Raw genomic sequence first — 19,894 nt, 5'->3', positions numbered from 1 at the left:
AAAAATAGGTTAGGCCTAAATGTGTTTCAATTTATTGCTCAAATCATAAACGATTGGGGCCGTTTCGCGGTTTGAATGTTGAATAATTGATGGTTGGGTTTTGTCCAAGCCTGATTCCATCGTATTATTGTACGCGAATTGTTCTATGAAGCCCGACCTTAAACAGATACAAGCCCCCATACAAACCGAAATGGAGGAATTCGAGAAGAAATTCCGTGACTTTATGAAAAGTAAGGTCAAGCTTCTCGATCATATCACCAATTATATTGTCAGAAGAAAAGGCAAGCAGATGCGGCCTATGTTTGTTTTTCTGACAGCCGGGGTGAGTGGAGGAATAACGGAAGCTTCTTACAGGGGGGCAGCACTGATTGAACTTCTGCATACGGCCACGCTTGTCCATGATGATGTGGTAGATGATGCCAATTACAGGAGGGGCTTTTTTTCGGTCAATGCCCTCTGGAAAAACAAAATAGCGGTCTTGGTTGGGGATTATCTGCTTTCAAGAGGCTTATTGCTCAGCGTGGACAACAATGATTTTGATTTGCTTAAGATTGTTTCCAATGCGGTAAGGGAAATGTCCGAGGGAGAATTGTTGCAGATAGCCAAAGCCAGGAAATTGGATATTACTGAGGATGTTTATTACACCATCATCCGACAAAAAACAGCCAGCCTGATTGCGTCCTGCTGTGCAGTAGGTGCTGCCACTTCTGGGGCAAGTCAGGAAATGATCGAGCAAATGAGGATCTTTGGCGAGAAGGTTGGCATGGCTTTTCAGATCAAAGATGACCTTTTCGATTACGGGGAGGACGAAATAGGCAAACCGCTTGGCATTGATATCAAAGAAAAGAAGATGACATTGCCTTTGATCTATGCTCTGAACAATGCCTCTTGGCTGGAAAAAAGAAAAATCATTTACCTTATCCGAAACAAAAATGAGGATAAGAAAGCTGTTAATGAAGTAATAGCATTTGTCAAAAAATCAGGTGGATTGAATTATGCCACAGGCGTGATGAACAGGTTCTTGGAGGAAGCATTGGATTTGTTGAAATCCTTTCCTGCCTCTGACTACAAAACCTCATTGGAAGGTCTGGTGCGGTTTACCATTGAAAGGAAGAAATGACATCCATATTGTAAGCGAATTAGGGTAGTATTATTAACAATGGGTTTGGCCATGCTGAATTGGTTTAAGCCCTATCCATATAAAAAAGGCTGTTTCAAAAACGATACAGCCTTTTTTTATCCTCAAGGTTCTTACGGCTCAAGCAATAGTTCTTTTATCAGATTTTCATGTTCTTCTACCCAACGGTGGTAATGCCCTCCTGTGCCAGGACCATTAAAACCTGTATGGATTTTTTTCACTTGACCGGACTTATCCAGATAGATCAGTGTTGGAAAAGCAATTATTTGATTCAGGGCAGGTAGAGCTTCTAAAGCTTTTTCTTTATTGCTTTCTCCTGCAATCAAAAAGGTGTACTCAGCCCCCATCCGCTCCTTGGTTTTTCTAACTCTTTCACTGGCATAATCAAAATCTGCTTTGGTTTCAAATGCCAAAGCAATAATCTCAACTCCCTTTGATTTGTTTTTTTTGTACCACTCTGCCAAAAACTTGGTTTCATCCATGCAATTAGGGCACCATGTTCCAAAAAGCTGGACCAGTACTACTTTGTTTTTGAATTGCTCATCTTCCAATGAGACCATTTTGCCATCCACATCAGGGAAGGTGAAGGTGAATTTGTCGAATCCTTCTTTCAGGTAATTCATGGAATAGGCATCAGGAAGCTCAAAAGTTTCGTTTCTTTCAGCAACAAATGTTTCCTGGTATTTTGGGCCGCTTCTGAATTTTCCGCTGATGCTGCCATTGTTTTCTGCCCTGCCTTCAAAATAATACACATGACTTCCATCAAAAGCGCTGAGATAAAACATGTTCCCTTCCACGTTTCCTTCCAAAAACCTGTAATCTCCTAGCTTGGTCAGAAAGGTGCCTGTTAATTTATTGCCTTTTTGCTCAAATAAGGCAATAGCCTCGTAGGACTTACCGTTTCCGTCATCGAATACCGTCTTCCATTTTCCACTAAAATCAAATTCAGGTGTTTGAGTAGTTGGGAACCGGGGCAGTTCCCCTTTCTCTGCAAAGAAAGGGATGCTATATCCTGAGGAAAAATTCTTTACAAACACTCCATGCAGAGTCCCGTTTTCCATCATTTTAGCTTTGATCTCTGCGTCAAATATTCCCATCACAATCCTGATAGAATCTCCCTCAACATATACTTCATCATAATTTAAAACTTCATCACCATTGAGAATTTCTGCCGCCCACTTTTCCCCACTTTTTTTCAGGTTGAGGAAAAAAGGGACTTCATCAGTGGTGATTTCAATACTTGCCCGATAAAGACCTGATAGGTCAAACGCAGTTTTCTGCTCTTTGACACAAGAAAATAGGTTCAAGGTAAGGGAGGATAATAGGATCCATCTAATTTTTTTCTGTAACATAAGGTGATAGCTTGTGCTCGGGCTGTATGGTTTTGAATAAATCTCCACAAATATGGTAGGGTAAAACGAATTCTCCTTCAAGATTTGACCAAAATGCTTAAAAAAAATGATCAATGGTAGGTCGGGGAGTGCTGATTCCCTGGTTTTTGGCTTTTTGAGAGAGAAATTTTGGGAATTTCTCCCACTTTGCTCCATAATTTCCGGGGTTCTTTCAAAAGCTTTAAGGTCACAACCTTGAATTTTGGTCGAAAATCCCCTTTTTGATGAAATTTGAGCGTTTTTTAAAAAGATTATTGCCGTTCGCAACGAACTGAAATTCAAGGAAAAATTATGTGATTTTTTTTGAAAAAAGTTGTGAAAACTCAAACTTTTGGATAGTTTTATAAAAAAGTGGAGAAAAGTGGGAAAAAGTGGTGGATCGTGTGAAACCTTTTCTTACTTTTGTGTTTAAAGCAAACTCAAGATAAGCCCATGGGAATGTTCAACAGTCGGTATGAATGTAAAGTAGATGCCAAAGGGCGTCTGGCTTTGCCTGCCAAGATCAAGGCGGCAATTCCGGAATCCAATGGCAACGAACTCATTCTCCGTCAGGGAGACGATGGCTGTCTTGCGTTGTACACCCAGGTTGAGTTTAAGAAACTTTTACACCAGATCAGTTCTCTTTCGGACCGTGATCCGGTACAAAGGCTTATCAAACGAAGCTTTTTTGAGAGCATGACTGAGGTGGAACTGGATAATGCAGGACGTTTTTTGATTCCCAAAACTTTTATGACATGGGCAGGAATCGACAAAGATGTGATTCTCATCGGCGTCGGTGGTTTTGTTGAAATATGGAGTCCTGAAAAATACCGTCAAAACATTGTCGCCGATCAGGCTGAGCTGTCAAAGTTGATGGATAAATACCTCTCATAACCCATGACAGCTCATAACTACCATATTCCAGTGATGCTAGCCCCTTGCATTGAAGGACTGGCTATTGACCCAAAAGGTATCTATGTCGACCTGACTTTTGGTGGTGGTGGACATTCCAGGGAAATCCTGAAGCATTTAAAGGAAGGTCATTTGTATGGCTTTGATCAGGATGTAGATGCAGAGGCCAATGTGCCGGATGACCCAAGGTTTACTTTTGTACGGGCTAACTTTCGGGATTTTAAAAAATACCTTAGACTGTACGGGGTGACCCAGGTGAATGGGATTTTGGCAGATTTGGGGGTTTCCTCCCATCAGATTGATGAACCCACAAGGGGTTTTTCCACAAGATTTGAAGGTGATTTGGATATGAGGATGAGCCAGACAGGTGGCCTCAGGGCGAAAGAGGTGCTTAATACTTATGAAGAGGGTCGGCTGCATAAAATCTTTGGCATCTATGGTGAGATCAAAAATGCCAAAACCTTGGCGCAGGCGGTGGTAGCGGAGAGGGCGCTTCAGCCATTTACGACTACAGAGAGCTTCAAAAGGCTTCTTCAGAAATTTGCTCCGAGAGGAAAGGAATTCAAATACTATGCACAGGTATTTCAGGCCTTGAGAATTGAAGTCAATGATGAGATGGGGGCCTTAGAGGAAATGCTCTTGCAAGCTGTGGAAGTTCTGAAGCCCGGAGGAAGGTTGGTCATCATGAGTTATCACTCTTTGGAGGACAGGCTGGTTAAAAATTTCATCAACAAGGGCAAGTTTCAGGGAGAAGTTGAAAAAGACTTTTATGGGAATTTGATCAGGCCTCTGGAGCCGGTAAACAGAAAGGCCATCACTGCAGATGCAGAGGAAATCAAAGCGAATAGTAGAGCAAGAAGTGCAAAATTGAGAATAGCGAAAAAACTTTAAGATGAGGGAAAATACATTTAGGAAAAAGATGCAGCAGGGAACTTCCTCCAAGGGAAGCAGGAAGAACATCTTTACCCTGATTGAAGAAAAGCTCAACGTAACTGGTATCCTGGGCGAGGGAATACCGGTGAAGTTTGTGCCACCTTTCCTTTATGTGGCCTTATTGGCACTCATATATATATGGAGTAACCACAGGGCCGAAAACCTGATCAGAAAAATTGAGGTGATGCAGCGTGAAGTGGAAGATTTGAGGGCAGACGTTACCACCTTGGAAGCAGAATATATGCTCAGCAGTAAGCAATCTGAGGTGGCTAAAAAAATTGCGCCTTTGGGAATAGTGGAAATCAGTGAACCGCCAGTAAAGATCAAAGCCAAAAAGTGAATATCAAACGTTCCATAGTACTGAGGGTAAGGATTGCCTTTATGGCAGTCGCCTTGATCGCGGGGGCAATCTTCTATAAGATTGTCCATTTGCAGTTTGTGGAAGGCGAGAAATGGGCGGCAAAATCCGAATCCATCAACTTCCAATACAGACAGGTCAGTGCGACCCGTGGCAATATCTATGCTGCGGATGGGAGTTTATTGGCTACCAGTCTTCCTTTTTATAGGGTAGTGATAGATCCTGTAGTGGCCAAAGAAGAAGTTTATAGGGCAGGAATAGATTCCCTGGCATTTTTACTTTCTTCTTACTACAGAGATAGATCAGCAGATTCTTACAAGAGGATGATTGCAGATGCCAGGGCCACAGGAAAGAGGTACCTGATCCTGAACAGGAAGCAGATCGGTTACCAGGATATGCAGAAAATGTCCCATTGGCCTATTTTCAGGAATGGAAGAAATGGAGGAGGGGTCATTTTCGAGAAGGTGGAAAAACGGTATCGTCCATTCAATAACCTGGCCAGCAGAACGGTTGGTTTTCTTAATGAGGACAAATATGGGGTAGGTATTGAATACAGCTTCAATGAATACTTGGAAGGAAAGAATGGCAGGGCACTTTTCCAAAGAATCGCCGGAGGTTCCTGGAAGCCTGTATTTGATGCAGAAGATGTCAAGCCGGATGATGGCTATGATATTTTCACCACTTTGGATGTCAATATTCAAGATGTGGCAGAATCAGCCTTACTGCGGCAATTGATGAACAAGGATGCGGAATTTGGCTGCGTGATCGTCATGGAAGTGGAGACCGGGCATATCAAAGCCATTGCCAACCTACAGAAAAATAAGAATGGCTTCGGTTATGGTGAAAATTACAATTTCGCCATTGGAGATCAGGGGCTTACTGAGCCTGGGTCCACCTTCAAGCTCCTGAGCATCATGGCATTATTGGAAGAGGGTAAAATAAGTCTCAATGATATCGTGGATACAGGAGATGGTACTTTCCGCTTCTATGATCGGACGATGAGGGATGTGAAACAGGGCGGGTATGGCAAGATAACCATTCAAGAAGCTTTTGAAAAATCCTCCAATGTGGCCATATCCAAATTGGTGGACCAGCATTTTGGCCACAGTCCATCCAAATTTATGGCGTATGTAGAGAAAGTGGGACTCGATCAACCCCTTGGATTCCAGTTGAGAGGAGAAGGCGCTCCCTATTTCAAAAAACCGGGTGAGAAATACTGGTACGGAACTACCCTGCCATGGATGTCAATCGGTTATGAATCCAAATTGACCCCTTTGCATACTTTGACCCTCTACAATGCCGTGGCCAATAATGGCAAAATGGTTAAACCCATGATTGTGCAGGCCATTGCCAAAGGAAATGCTGTGGAGAAAAAATATCAGACTGAGGTAATCAAAAAATCCATTGCTTCAGACAAAACCATCAAGGCTTTACAGGAATTATTGGAGGGTGTAGTGAAAAATGGGACTGCTAAAAATATCTATACGCCTGAGTACAGGATTGCCGGCAAAACCGGAACGGCCCAGAAATTAATCGATGGTAGGTATACACAAAGGTATTACACCTCCTTTGCGGGATATTTTCCTGCTGATAAGCCAAAATACAGTGCGATTGTAGTGATTGACAGTCCCAAAGGATTCAATGCTTACGGAGGAGATGTGTCCGCACCGGTTTTCAAGGAGATTGCAGATAAGATTTTTGCGCAGGATCTGAAATTGAACAAAAAAACGTCCCCTACTACCTATATGGCCCAGGGGGGTAATGAATTCCCCTTCATTCAGGCCGGTAAAGTGGATGAGTTACAATTGATCTGCAACAAGTTTGGGATATCCAATCATTATAACGGGCAAGGGGAAAATTGGGTGAAGTCTGTACCGCAGGTGAAATCCATACAATGGAAATCCAATCCTACCGAAAGTCCGACTGTGCCTGATGTAAGTGGGCTGCCTTTGAGGGATGCCTTGTATGTGCTCGAAAATAAAGGGCTAAGAGTGGTGTATCAGGGCAAAGGAAGGGTGAAAAACCAATCCATAAGCCCAGGGACACCGGTCCAGCAGAATTATGTAATCAACTTGGTTTTAGGATAAATGAAGGCATTAAAAGACATATTGTATAAAGTTTCTTTGACCTCCACCATAGGTGATATGGATGTGGAAGTGAAAGATCTTGTCTTTGACAGCCGCAAAGTCCAAGCGGGATCCGTTTTCATAGCCGTGAGAGGTACCCAGGTTGATGGCCATGATTTTATTGCTGCCGCTTTGGAAAAAGGGGCAAAAAGTATTGTCTGTGAAACCCTTCCGGATCAGCTTCTGGAGCATGTGACCTATGTACAGGTCGTTGATTCTTCCAGAGCTTTGGGTGTCATGGCGGCCAATTACTTTGAAAATCCATCTGAGAAGATGAAGCTGGTAGCGGTGACTGGTACCAATGGTAAAACCAGCACCGTTACGCTTCTTTATCAGTTGTTCAGGGAGATGGGATATAATGTGGGATTGGTTTCGACAGTCGAAAACAAAATCAACGACACTGTAATCCCCGCTACCCATACTACTCCGGATGCCATTGCCCTTCAGTCCCTATTGAAACAAATGGTGGAGGCTGGCTGTACCCATGCATTTATGGAGGCTTCCTCACATGCCATTGTTCAGGAAAGAATGGCAGGACTTCATTTGGCTGGAGCTGTTTTTACCAACATCAGCCATGATCACTTGGATTACCACAGCACTTTTGATGCATATATCAATGCCAAAAAGAAATTGTTCGATGAACTTCCCAAAGATGCCTTTGCCTTGGTCAATGCAGATGATAAGAGGGCTTTGGTAATGTTGCAAAATTGCAGGGCCACCAAACAGACTTATGCCCTTAAATATCCTGCCGATTTCAAAGCCAAAGTGCTTTCCAACACGATTGAAGGCTTAGAGCTTGATATCAACAACAAACAGATCTGGTTCAGGATGATCGGCGAATTCAATGCTTATAATCTCCTGGCAGTATTTGGGGTGGCTGTGCTTCTGGGAGAGGATGAAGAAGAGGTCCTCATGCAATTGTCAAAAGTCAAAGGGGCTCAGGGAAGATTTGATAGGATTTCCATGTACGGAATCACTGCTATTGTGGATTATGCCCATACACCAGATGCACTGGAGAATGTCCTGAAGACCATTCAAGGAGTAAGGACCGGAGGGGAACAGGTCATCACTGTAGTAGGATGCGGTGGCAACAGGGACAGGACGAAGCGTCCGATCATGGCAAAAATTGCCACGCAATTCAGTGACAAGGTGATATTAACCTCCGATAATCCCAGGGACGAAGAACCTATGGCAATACTCCGTGAAATGGAGGCCGGTATTAATCCCGTGGATTTTAAAAAGACCATGATTATCGAAGACAGGAGGGAGGCCATCAAAACTGCCGGAATCCTGGCCAAAAAAGGAGACATTATACTCATCGCCGGCAAAGGCCATGAAACCTATCAGGAAATCAAAGGGGTCAAGTATCCCTTCGATGACAGGGAAGTAGTAAAAGAAGTACTCAATCTGCTGAATAAGAATTAATATATGTTATATCCGATTTTTGAATATTTGGACAAAGTTTTGGATATCCCGGGTACGGGGGTTTTCAGGTATATCTCCTTTAGGGCAGGTATGGCAGCACTGCTGTCACTGATCATCACCATTACCTTTGGAAAGAATATTATTGAGTGGATCAGGAAAAAGCAGATTGGTGAAACTGTCAGGGATTTGGGTCTGGCAGGTCAGGCAGAGAAAAAAGGTACCCCTACCATGGGGGGACTGATGATGATTGCTGGAATCATTGTTCCTACCCTGCTTTTTGCCAATGTCAATAATGTGTACATCATTCTTTTGCTGATCACTACAGTTTGGTTGGGAGGCATAGGCTTTTTGGATGACTATATCAAAGTATTTAGGAAGAACAAAGAAGGTCTTGCCGGAAGGTTCAAAATTGTTGGTCAGGTTACGGTTGGGATTATTGTAGGGGCTACGCTTTACTTCCATGAGGGAGTGGTCGTAAGGGAATTTACCAATCCAATTTCTATTGAGGAAGGTGTGGTTGAAACTCCCGCTTACAAAGATGTGAAAGTGGCAAAAACCACCATTCCTTTCCTTAAAAACAATGAACTTAATTACGAAAACTTCTTTGGCTTCCTTGGAGAGGATTTTACCCCCGTGCTGTATATCCTTTTTGTGATTTTCATCATTACGGCTATATCAAATGGAGCGAATATCACAGATGGTATTGACGGATTGGCTGCAGGCACTTCGGCCATTATTGGCCTGACCATTGCCATATTTGCCTACATTTCGGGTAATGCCATTTTTTCACAGTATTTGAATGTGTTCTTCATTCCGAACTCTGCTGAGCTTGTGATTTTTTGCTCAGCATTTGTCGGTGCCTGTGTGGGATTCCTTTGGTACAATGCCTACCCTGCCCAGGTATTCATGGGGGATACGGGCAGTTTGATGCTGGGCGGTGTCATCGCTGTACTTTCACTTGCTTTGAGAAAAGAGCTCTTGCTGCCTGTTCTGTGCGGGATATTCGTCATCGAAAACCTTTCAGTGATCATGCAGGTGAGCTATTTCAAATACACGAAGAGAAAATATGGAGAAGGAAGAAGAATTTTCCTTATGTCTCCATTGCATCACCATTATCAGAAAAAGAATATACATGAAGCCAAGATCGTGACCAGGTTCTGGATTGTGGGGATTCTATTGGCAATCATCACCTTGGCCACATTGAAATTAAGATAAATGAACAGGAAGATATCCATATTGGGAGCAGGAGAAAGCGGTATCGGGGCAGCTTTACTGGCCAGACAGAAGGGCTATGCCGTATGGGTATCGGATATGGGAGCAATAAGTGCTTCCAGAAAAGAAATTCTTGAAAAATTCGGCATCGCCTACGAGGAAGGCATGCACACTGTGGCTAAGATCCTTGATTCTGATGAAATCATCAAAAGTCCCGGCATTCCTTACAAAGCCCCATTAGTGAAGGAAGCACTTGAAAAGGGTATTCCGGTGATCGATGAACTGGAATTCGCCTACCGCTACTCCAAGGGCAAAGTAATCGCTATTACCGGGACAAACGGAAAGACGACGACTACTTTGCTTACCTACCATCTGCTGACAAAGGGAGGACTGAATGTGGGACTGGCAGGAAATGTAGGCCAAAGCTGGGCAGGGCAACTTGTCGAAGGAGACCGTGACTGGTGGGTCATTGAAACCAGTAGCTTTCAAATTGATGGATTTAGGGAGTTCAAACCGGCCATTGCCATGTTGACGAACATTACACCGGACCATTTGGACAGATATGACTACCAGGTTGACAATTACATCCGCTCCAAAATGTCTCTTTTCAAAAACATGGATGTGGATCAGGCTGCCATATTTTATGCAGAGGACGAATTGAGCAATAAAGGTTTTGGATTGAGGCAGGTAAAAGCAGAGGCTTATCCTGTTTCCCTAAAGGAGATTCAGACTAAGGGGGCATATTTTGACGGTTCAAAACTGAATATTAAGATAGGCGGCAAGCAATTGGAAATTCCCACAGAGGAGATTATCCTCAAAGGCAAGCACAACATGCTGAACAGTATGATGGCGGTAATAGGAGCGTTGTTGGCAGGTGTAGATGAAAAAGCCATCAAAGCGGGTCTGAAGGATTTTCAGAATGCCGCCCATCGCATGGAACCGGTGGCAAATTTGTATGGGATCAGCTTCGTCAATGACAGTAAGGGTACCAATGTGGATGCTACCTTTTATGCTCTGGAAAGTTATAATCAGCCCCTGATCTGGATTGCAGGAGGGGTAGATAAAGGAAATGACTATACTGTTCTTTATCCTTTGGTAAGGGATAAAGTCAAAATGCTGATCTGCCTTGGAGTGGACAATGAAAAACTCAAGTCAGCATTCTCAGGAATCATTCCTGAAATCAAAGAGACCCAAAATATCGCTGAAGCGGTAAGATGGGGGCTGGATTATGGGAAAGAAGGAGATGTGGTATTGCTCTCACCGGCATGTGCCAGCTTTGACCTTTTCAAAAATTATGAAGACAGAGGTGAACAGTTTAAGGCAGCAGTGAACCAATTGAAATTATCAGCAGTATGATGGCATCATTCAAACAATGGATTGACAGAAACCTGAAAGGAGACCCTATCATTTGGGGAATCGTGATCCTTTTGGCGATCATCAGCATTCTGGTGGTATATTCTGCTACAGGCTCTTTGGCATATAAAAAGACCGGAGGAAATACCGAGAAGTACCTGCTTGACCATTCTATGATGGTATTTATGGGTTTGGTAGTTATGTGGGTTGCCCATAAAATACCTTATAAATATTATGGACTTATCGGAAAGTTCCTGCTTTTGGTTTCTGTACCCTTGTTGATCTTTACCTATGCCTTTGGATCTACAGTCAATGATGCCAACCGTTGGTTGACCATTCCGGGGATCAACAAGGCTTTCCAACCTTCGGATATTGCCAAGTTGGCCCTGATAGCCACATTGGCAAGTCTTTTGGCCAAGAAGCAGAGGAATATCGGGGACTTCAAGAAGGCGTTTTTACCTATGATTGTGGTAATAGGGCTGATCACCATGTTGATCGGTTTTGCCAACATGTCAACCGCCCTTCTCTTGTTCTCCACTTGCCTGCTGCTCATGTTCATTGGCAGGGTGCCTGCTAAGTTCATTATGGCGGTTATATTGGTGGGTTTTGTGTTCCTGTCAGCTTCGGTATTTTTAGGACAAAGGGGAGGAACCTTCTTCTCAAGGATTGAGAAATTTGCTTCAGCTGATGAAATCCCATTCCAGGCCGAGCAATCTTTCATAGCCATCTCCACAGGAGGAATTGCAGGCAAAGGACCCGGTAAGTCGGAGCAGCGCAATACCTTGCCCCACCCTTATTCGGACTTTATTTATGCCATAATCATTGAAGAATATGGCTTGATCGGAGGAGCTACCGTGCTATTCCTTTACCTGGCGCTGCTTTATAGAGGTATGCGGATCGTGGCCAATTCCACCAAACCATTTGGTGGTTTGCTGTCAGCAGGGCTAAGTTTTGCCCTGGTCTTGCAAGCCATGGTGAACATGGCTGTAGCCGTAGGCCTGGGTCCGATTACTGGACTTCCATTGCCTTTGTTGAGTATGGGGGGTACATCTCTGGTATTTACCGGATTCTCAGTAGGAATTATTTTGAGTGTGTCCAGAGGAGATCACAGTGACTCCATGGAAGGCTCAGGAGAAGAAAACAGACCAAGGAAAGCATTCCAAACTGCCTAAGAAGTGAAGGAGAACAACAGGACATATCGAATCATCATCAGCGGCGGAGGAACCGGTGGACATATCTATCCGGCCATAGCCATCGCCAATGCCTGGAAGGAGGCACATCCTGATGCTGAGATCCTGTTTGTCGGTGCGGAAGGAAAAATGGAAATGGCCAAAGTTCCAGAAGCAGGATATGAAATTAAAGGGTTGCCAGTGGCAGGTTTACAGAGAAGTCTAAGCCTTTCCAATCTCAGTTTTCCATTCAAGCTTTTAAAAAGTCTTAGGATGGCAAGAGAAATCGTAAAGGCTTTTGATCCAGTAGCAGTCGTCGGGGTGGGAGGTTATGCCAGTGGTCCGGTTTTGTATGCAGCCCAGAAAAAAGGGATACCCACCTTGATTCAGGAGCAAAATTCTTATGCAGGGCTTACCAATAAATTGTTAGCCAAAAGGGCCGGAAAAATTTGTGTTGCTTATCCAGGAATGGAGAAGTTTTTCCCAAAAGAAAAAATCCAATATACCGGGAACCCTGTAAGAAAGGATATTCTGGACCTTTCCGGTAAGAGGGAAAAGGCTTTAGCGCATTTTGGATTGGAAAAGGATAGAAAAACCGTACTTGTCTTGGGGGGAAGCCTTGGAGCCAGGACCATCAATAGGTCAGTATTGGCAGAAATGAAGGCTTTTGAAGATGATGGATATCAGCTTCTCTGGCAAAGTGGGAAATTCTACTATGAGGATATGGCTGAAAAAGTCAAAATCTCTGCCCTGAAACATATCCATGTTAAAGAGTTCATCAAGGAGATGGATTTGGCTTATGCAGCGGCAGACCTGATTGTTTCCAGAGCAGGGGCCTTATCGGTGTCTGAGTTGAGTTTAGTGGGAAAACCTGTGGTTTTTATTCCTTCACCTAACGTGGCGGAAGACCATCAGACCAAAAATGCCATGGCCTATGTCAATGAGGGTGCAGCAATATTGCTCAAAGACGCTGAGGCCATTGGAAAATTGAAAGAGACAGTAGATCCCTTGTTTGCAGATCTTGACAAAGCTGCAGCAATGGGAAAAAACATAAAAAAATTAGCCAAGCCGGATGCAGCAAAAGAAATCGTTCAGGCATTGGAAAGTTTGATCTCATGAATTTAAAGTCCTTACATAGTGTCCATTTCTTAGGTATCGGCGGTATCGGGATGAGCGCTTTGGCCAGGTGGTTTAACCATATCGGAGTCAAAGTAAGCGGCTATGACCGAACCCCATCTCCTCTTACTGCTGAGTTAGAGAAAGAGGGAATGGAGATTTCCTATGTGGACAAGATGGAAACTGTACCGGGAACTGTGCTTCAGGATAAAGCCAATACCCTGATTGTATGGACACCTGCTATGCCCAAAGATTCTGTACAATTGGATTATTTCAGGGACAATTGCTTCCATCTGAAAAAGAGGGCCGAGGTTTTGGGATTGATTACCTCCGGTATGCCGACCATTGCAGTGGCGGGGACGCATGGAAAGACCACAACCTCTTCTATGATTGCCCATCTACTCAAATCAGGCGGAAAGAACATTGCGGCATTTTTGGGCGGATTGACCCAAAACTATAACAATAACCTGATCCTTCATGATGAGGAAGGTGGGGAAGCCACAGTAGTGGTAGAGGCAGATGAGTTTGACAGGTCATTTTTGCACCTGCATCCCAATGTGGCCGTGCTCACCAGTGCCGATCCAGACCACTTGGATATTTACGGAGATGACTCTAAGATGATGGATGGATTTAGGGCTTTTATAGCCTTGCTCCCTGAAAAAGGCCAGTTATATATCCATTACAAGGCTTTTGAAAAATTGGGACTTTCTGGAGGCAACCCTTGGAAAACCACTATCTACGGAAAAGATAAGGGTGAAGTCAGGGCTGAAAATATAAAAGCATTCCCTGGAACTTTCCATTTTGATTATGTGGGTCAATCACAAAGAATAAATGGACTGGAATTGAGGATGCCCGGATTTCACAATGTGGAAAATGCCCTGGCAGCCATCTCCATATCTTTGGATTTTGGCCTGACAGCCTCAGAAATCCAAAAGGGTCTTTCCAGCTATAAAGGAGTAAAGAGAAGATTTGAAATTTGGATTCAGGAAGAGGACAGGGTATTTATCGATGATTATGCCCATCATCCTGAAGAGATTAGGGCCTTTTTGGGTTCTGTAAAGGCTATGTATCCGGATAAAAAGTTGACGGCGGTATTCCAGCCACATCTTTTTACCAGGACTAGGGATTTTGCCAAGGGATTTTCTGAAAGTCTTTCCTTGGCCGATGAAGTGATTTTGCTGGAAATTTATCCGGCACGGGAACTCCCCATAGCGGGTGTTACAGCTTCCATGCTTTTGGAGGGCATTACGTCTCCCCAGAAATCCTTAAAGACAAAAGAGGAGCTTTTGGATTATCTGAAACAGTGCAAAATTGAAGTTTTGGTCACTATTGGGGCGGGGGACATTGATAGATTGGTTGAACCGATTGCAAACTGGATGAAGCAACATGAAAATCAGATTTAGAAAAGGCTTTTTGTTATTTGTGCTCTTGCTGATTCTGGTGGTTTTCATCGGATTTATCGAGAAGAAAAGTGCGGGAAGAAGGCTTGCCGGAGTAGAAGTATATGTAAAAAGTGTGAGCGATGTGTATTTCGTGGACGAAAAGGATGTCCTCCAGACTTTGAAGGCTGAATTTCCCCTTTTGGAACAGGGAACGGCTCTGGCTGAGATCAACCTGTACAATATAGAAAGAAAGGTGGAAAGTCATCCATTTGTCAAAAAAGCGGAAGTATTCTCTGATCAGAAGGGTAATATCAAAGTGGAAATTGAACAGCACATACCGGTCGCCAGAATCAGTAGACCAAGGGCAGCAGATGGATATGTGTCCACAGAGGGAATCATCCTTCCCACTTCCAGTAAATATACCTCCAGGGTCTTGATTCTGTATGGAAATTATGCGGAAAGCTTATTGAATAAGCAAAATCTGGAGGAAGATGCTCCCGAAATGATGGAATTGATCCGGTTTATCCACAAGGATCCATTTTGGAGGGCACAGATCACAGAACTGGAAATACCCAGGAAAGGGGATATTAGACTCCATCAACAAGTAGGCAAGCAGGTGATCGAATTTGGGGATGCCAGTGATATAGAGGAGAAATTTAAAAAAATCAACCTCTTTTATGAGGAAATACTTCCCAAAAAAGGATGGAATACATACAGCAGAGTAAACATAAAATATAAAGGCCAGATTGTTTGTGAATAATTGATGATGCTATGGAAAACGACAAATTTATTGTAGGACTTGACATTGGTACGACCAAAATCTGTGCGGTGGTTGGCCGCAAGAATGAATTTGGAAAACTTGAAGTTTTGGGTATGGGTAAGGCAGTTTCCGATGGGGTAATCCGCGGAATTGTCACCAATATAGACAAGACTGTCAATGCTATTCAAAAGGCTGTGGCAGATGCTTCAGATATGGCAGAAGTGGACATTGCCAATGTGATTGTGGGTATTGCAGGACAGCACATCAAAAGCACCGTACAGCATGGCTCTATCATCAGAAAGTCCAATCAAGATGAAATCACCATCGAAGATGTGAGACGTCTGGCCAATGATATGGAAAACATTGTCGTACCTCCGGGAAATACCATCATCCATGTCATGCCACAGGATTATACCGTAGACTATGAAGATGGCATCAAGGATCCCGTTGGAATGTCAGGATCTAAACTAGAGGCAGATTTCCATATCATCACTGCACAGACCACTGCCATCAATAATATCAACAGATGTGTTAAAAGGGCAAACCTGGTTTCCAAGGACCTTATACTTGAGCCTTTGGCAAGTTCCTTATCTGTCCTAAGTGAAGAAGACAAAGAAGCGGGCGTATGCCTTGTGGATATTGGGGGTGGCACAACGGATATCGCCATATTTTATGATAATATCATACGTCATACAGCAGTAATTCCTTTGGGGGGCAACATCATCACCTCCGATATCAAAGAAGGCTGCATGGTACTGCACAATCAGGCCGAGTTGCTTAAAACCAAGTTCGGTAAGGCCATTGCCGAAGAAGCCAACCCCAATGAAATCGTCTCCATACCTGGATTGAGAAATAGGCCGCCTAAAGAAATTTCCATCAAAAACCTCGCAGCCATCATTCAGGCAAGGATGGAAGAGATCATCGAGCATGTACAAAATGAACTGGTTGCCAGTGGTCACTATAAAAAATTAGCCGGAGGTATAGTCCTTACCGGCGGTGGTGCTTTGCTTTCAGGAGTAGCCCAGCTATTTGAATACATGACCGGGTTGGATACCCGTATCGGCTATCCCAATGAGCACTTGGGCAAGTGCAAGATTGATGAAATCAAGAGTCCAATGTATGCTACTTCGGTAGGATTGGTGCTTGCCGGATTCAAGTCCTTTGACGAAAGGGAAGAGACCTATAGAAAGCGTTATGAAATTGAGGTGGTTGCCAGACCGGAACAAAGGCTGAAGACCAATGAGCTGGCATCCAATATTTTCACCAAAATGAGGATAAAATTGAAGGATATCATCACCAGTGATATCCAGGAAGATAATAATTACTAGGGCTTATCATACCGGGGAGATGATGGGCTTTGCCTATCATTTCCCTTCTTACTGATTTTGAACTACTATTCATTCACCAACATATTTTAAACGTCAGATAACATGAAAGATTACCAGTTCGATTTACCCAAGAACCACAAGTCAATTATCAAGGTGATTGGTGTGGGGGGAGGTGGTTCCAATGCCGTGAACCATATGTACAACATGGGCATCAAGGATGTAGAGTTTGTGGTTGTCAATACCGATGCCCAGGCATTGAAAAGCAGCCCGGTTCCTTTAAAGCTCCAGCTCGGTGCCAACCTTACTGAAGGTCTGGGTGCCGGCGCAAATCCTGAAAAAGGAAGAAGTGCGGCCCTCGAGAGCAAAGAAGATATTAGGACTTTATTGTCCGACAATACCAAAATGGTATTTATCACTGCCGGAATGGGAGGTGGTACCGGTACAGGTGCAGCTCCTGTGATTGCTAAAATTGCCAAGGATATGGATATCCTGACAGTGGGTATAGTGACTGCGCCATTTGTTTTCGAAGGAAGAAAGAAAATGCAAGCGGCCCAACAAGGAATTGAAGCCTTGAAGGAAAGCTGTGACACAGTATTGGTGATTTTGAACGACAAGTTGAGGGAAATTTATGGAAACCTGGCTATCCGTTCTGCTTTTGCCAAAGCTGATAATGTGTTGACTACAGCTGCAAAATCTATTGCCGAAATCATTACCGTACACCAGGATGTGAACGTGGATTTTGAAGATGTGAAGACGGTGATGAAGGATGCCGGTGCGGCTGTGATGGGTTCTGCCACGGAAGAAGGCGATGGAAGGGCTATCAGGGCAGCAGAGAAAGCCATTGCTTCTCCTTTGCTCAATAACGTAGATATCAAAGGCGCTCAGAAAATCCTGCTTTCCATCATGTCCGGGGAGGAAGATGAGTTGTCCATGGACGAACTGAGTGAAATCACTGAATATATCCAGGAAAGGGCCGGTGACAATGCAGATGTGATCTTCGGTCAGGGAATTGACCAGGAGCTCGGTAAAGGTATCCGGGTGACTGTAATTGCTACGGGTTTTGAAATGGGAAAGCTGAGTGAAGTAAGTCCGGCAAAAGAAACTGAAACAAAGATTGAACAAAGGTCTTCAACCGAAGAGCAGGAATCAATAAAAAAAGTGATTGACCTGGAATCAGGCAAGACTTCCAAAGTGGATGAGGACGCATTGGCAGGAGCAGGTCAGACTTTTACCTTCACTTTCCAGAAGCCTATTTTCACTCCTGCCAATGAAGAAAAAAAATCCGATGACTTTAACCAGCCGCTGATCGAAGAGAGAAAAGCTGAGGCTGTAAATAAATTAATCGACCTTGAAGAGGAAGAAGCGGAGACCAGCGAATTTGAGTTTGTACCTGCAGCTTCCGAAACCAAGAAAGTGGTTTTTGAACTTCCTTCCGAGAGAGAAGAGAGACCAGTATTCCCTTCAGAAGAGAAAAAAGAAGAAGCGCCTGCACATTATGGCAACGACTATTATGAGCAGTTGAGACAAAAAGCCATTCAGAAAGCTTATGAGCGTTTTGAGCGTCTCAAGAACCTAAAGTCTTACAACCAAAGCCCTGAAGAATTTAAGGAAAAATTGGAAGTCCCCGCTTTTGTCCGTAAGCAGGTCAAGCTTTCTGATGTGCAGCACAGCTCAGAAAGAAGCATTTCCAGGTTCAACCTGACAGATGAAAATGAGTTCTTGAAGAACAATAGGTTCTTGCATGACAATGTTGATTAACTTCAAAAGTTAATCAACATTTCCGCCTGGGATTGAAGCAATTCCATGTACAGCCTGTTGGTGAGCAGGTTATCTGACATATTTTCCTCAATTTTAGCCAGTTTAATTTTGAGGGCAAGTACATGCATCCCCAGGTAATGGAAGATGTCGGTGAGGTGGCTCAATGCGATGCCACCCCCGCCTATTCCGGAAGAAATACCCACCAAAGCACACTTTTTGTTCCTAAAGGAGTTGGGATAGGTCATGCCGTCTATAAAAGCCTTGAGGACACCTGGAAATGAACCGTTGTATTCCGGAACGATAAAAACAAACTTGTCACCTGTTTTTACTTTTTCATGGAAGGCATTGTATTTCGGATTTTTACCATTCCGGTCATACAAAGCCGAAAACACAAAATCATGGGGCAAATCTATCAGGTTCAAAATTTCTGATTCAGCACCTTTTTGCTTCAATATTTCCTGATAAAGATGGGCTATGGCAAGGGAAAGGGAGTTTTTTCTATTGGTTCCTACAATAATCTTGATCATAGAGAGGGGTTTCAGATCGTATGTTGCTAATTACAAACTCACAAGCCAATTAGTTTCCTATTTGTTCAAAAATTATGGTCAAAAAAACATTATTGCTTACCTTGGGCAAAATTTGAGAGACATGAAGGAAGAACCCAATATGACATACAGCGATCAGATCAAACAAGCTTTTGAGTATATCCGTCAACAATTCGATTGCCCTTTGGAAGTAGGGATTATCCTTGGAACAGGCCTTGGGCAATTGATCCACAATATAGAAATTCAGATAGAAATCCCTTATCAGGAAATCCCGTTTTTCCCGGTTTCCACGGTGGAGAGCCACAAGGGGAAACTGATCATAGGGAAACTTTCGGGAAAATCCGTGGTAGCCATGCAAGGGAGGTTTCATTACTATGAAGGCTATTCCATGAAGGAGGTAACATTTCCTGTAAGGGTGATGAAAATGTTGGGCATCAGACAACTTTTTGTATCCAATGCTGCCGGAGGACTTAACCCCAAGTTTGAAGTGGGAGACCTGATGGTCATCCATGACCATATCGATCTGTTTCCTGAAAACCCGCTCCGGGGCAAAAACCTGAATGAGTTTGGGGTGAGGTTTCCGGATATGTCCGAGCCTTATGACCTTTCCTTGGTAGAAAGTGCTATGAAAATTGGGGAAGCGCATCAGCTTAGGGTACATCAGGGGGTGTATGCTGGAGTTCAGGGGCCCAACCTGGAAACCAAAGCAGAGTATAAATACCTCCGGATCATCGGAGGGGATGCCGTAGGGATGAGTACTATTCCGGAAGTGATTGTGGCCAGGCATATGGATCTTCCTGTGTTTGCGATTTCTGCCATTACCGACCTATGCTATCCGGGAAAAATCAAAAAAGTACGGATAGAGGAAGTATTAGCAGGTGCAGCCAAAGCGGAACCCAGAATGAGTCTGATTATCCGTGAATTGGTCAAGTTGGTATAGGGGAGTATTGGTTAAGTTTTAGCGAAATTGTTTAATAGACTAAGGTTTAAGGCTTAAGTTTTCCACAAT

Annotated in this window: 17 protein-coding genes; 15 read left to right on the top strand and 2 right to left on the bottom strand. The window is 43.7% G+C overall.

Annotated elements, in window-relative coordinates:
• Positions 1-145 precede the first annotated feature (145 nt).
• Positions 146-1,120, top strand: coding sequence for a polyprenyl synthetase family protein (locus tag BC751_RS00950; protein WP_130273907.1), 975 nt, complete (start codon positions 146-148; stop codon positions 1,118-1,120).
• 131 nt (positions 1,121-1,251) lie between these two features.
• Here the strand turns inward: BC751_RS00950 and BC751_RS00945 are convergent, their stop codons facing one another.
• Positions 1,252-2,490, bottom strand: a complete 1,239-nt coding sequence (locus tag BC751_RS00945) for a TlpA disulfide reductase family protein (protein WP_130273906.1) — start codon at positions 2,488-2,490, stop codon at positions 1,252-1,254.
• A gap of 471 nt (positions 2,491-2,961) precedes the next feature.
• Between BC751_RS00945 and mraZ the strand changes: the two genes are divergently transcribed.
• The 13 genes from mraZ to ftsZ all read left to right on the top strand — a co-directional run bounded on the left by mraZ (position 2,962) and on the right by ftsZ (position 18,340).
• Entirely contained in the window at positions 2,962-3,402 is a 441-nt protein-coding gene (mraZ, locus tag BC751_RS00940) for a division/cell wall cluster transcriptional repressor MraZ (protein WP_130273905.1), read from the top strand.
• Positions 3,403-3,405: 3 nt separating this feature from the next.
• A complete protein-coding gene (gene rsmH, locus BC751_RS00935; RefSeq protein ID WP_130273904.1) occupies positions 3,406-4,311 on the top strand; it encodes a 16S rRNA (cytosine(1402)-N(4))-methyltransferase RsmH in 906 nt (301 codons plus the stop codon).
• Position 4,312: 1 nt separating this feature from the next.
• Positions 4,313-4,693 (top strand): FtsL-like putative cell division protein, encoded by a 381-nt coding sequence (locus tag BC751_RS00930; protein ID WP_130273903.1) that lies wholly within the window; start codon positions 4,313-4,315, stop codon positions 4,691-4,693.
• Positions 4,690-6,798 carry a penicillin-binding protein gene (locus BC751_RS00925; RefSeq protein WP_130273902.1) on the top strand — a complete coding sequence of 703 codons (2,109 nt, stop codon included), beginning with the start codon at positions 4,690-4,692 and terminating at the stop codon, positions 6,796-6,798. Before BC751_RS00930 ends, BC751_RS00925 begins: the two co-directional genes overlap by 4 nt.
• Positions 6,799-8,262: a UDP-N-acetylmuramoyl-L-alanyl-D-glutamate--2,6-diaminopimelate ligase gene (locus BC751_RS00920; RefSeq protein ID WP_130273901.1), complete on the top strand. Its 1,464-nt coding sequence runs from the start codon at positions 6,799-6,801 to the stop codon at positions 8,260-8,262.
• Between the two features lie 3 nt (positions 8,263-8,265).
• Positions 8,266-9,477, top strand: coding sequence for a phospho-N-acetylmuramoyl-pentapeptide-transferase (gene mraY / locus BC751_RS00915; RefSeq protein ID WP_130273900.1), 1,212 nt, complete (start codon positions 8,266-8,268; stop codon positions 9,475-9,477).
• Entirely contained in the window at positions 9,478-10,830 is a 1,353-nt protein-coding gene (gene murD, locus BC751_RS00910; protein WP_130273899.1) for a UDP-N-acetylmuramoyl-L-alanine--D-glutamate ligase, read from the top strand.
• Entirely contained in the window at positions 10,830-11,999 is a 1,170-nt protein-coding gene (locus tag BC751_RS00905; protein ID WP_423191590.1) for an FtsW/RodA/SpoVE family cell cycle protein, read from the top strand. Before murD ends, BC751_RS00905 begins: the two co-directional genes overlap by 1 nt.
• Positions 12,000-12,002: 3 nt before the next feature.
• Entirely contained in the window at positions 12,003-13,115 is a 1,113-nt protein-coding gene (murG, locus tag BC751_RS00900; RefSeq protein ID WP_130273897.1) for an undecaprenyldiphospho-muramoylpentapeptide beta-N-acetylglucosaminyltransferase, read from the top strand.
• Positions 13,112-14,515: a UDP-N-acetylmuramate--L-alanine ligase gene (gene murC, locus BC751_RS00895; RefSeq protein ID WP_130273896.1), complete on the top strand. Its 1,404-nt coding sequence runs from the start codon at positions 13,112-13,114 to the stop codon at positions 14,513-14,515. Before murG ends, murC begins: the two co-directional genes overlap by 4 nt.
• Positions 14,499-15,254: a cell division protein FtsQ/DivIB gene (locus tag BC751_RS00890; RefSeq protein WP_130273895.1), complete on the top strand. Its 756-nt coding sequence runs from the start codon at positions 14,499-14,501 to the stop codon at positions 15,252-15,254. The genes murC and BC751_RS00890 overlap by 17 nt, the downstream gene beginning before the upstream one ends.
• An 11-nt stretch (positions 15,255-15,265) precedes the next feature.
• Positions 15,266-16,582 (top strand): cell division protein FtsA, encoded by a 1,317-nt coding sequence (gene ftsA, locus BC751_RS00885; RefSeq protein ID WP_130273894.1) that lies wholly within the window; start codon positions 15,266-15,268, stop codon positions 16,580-16,582.
• 102 nt (positions 16,583-16,684) lie between these two features.
• Positions 16,685-18,340 (top strand): cell division protein FtsZ, encoded by a 1,656-nt coding sequence (gene ftsZ, locus BC751_RS00880; protein ID WP_130273893.1) that lies wholly within the window; start codon positions 16,685-16,687, stop codon positions 18,338-18,340.
• A gap of 2 nt (positions 18,341-18,342) precedes the next feature.
• Here ftsZ and BC751_RS00875 read toward each other — a convergent pair whose 3' ends face one another.
• Entirely contained in the window at positions 18,343-18,867 is a 525-nt protein-coding gene (locus BC751_RS00875; RefSeq protein WP_130273892.1) for an NADPH-dependent FMN reductase, read from the bottom strand.
• 121 nt (positions 18,868-18,988) lie between these two features.
• Here BC751_RS00875 and BC751_RS00870 point away from each other — a divergent pair, with 121 nt between their 5' ends.
• Positions 18,989-19,825, top strand: coding sequence for a purine-nucleoside phosphorylase (locus BC751_RS00870; protein WP_130273891.1), 837 nt, complete (start codon positions 18,989-18,991; stop codon positions 19,823-19,825).
• Positions 19,826-19,894: the final 69 nt, after the last annotated feature.

It is taken from the genome of Cecembia calidifontis (assembly GCF_004216715.1).
GTDB lineage: Bacteria > Bacteroidota > Bacteroidia > Cytophagales > Cyclobacteriaceae > Cecembia_A > Cecembia_A calidifontis.
The sequence above is the reverse complement of the archived record's forward strand: the minus strand, read 5'-3'. Positions and strand labels throughout refer to the sequence as shown.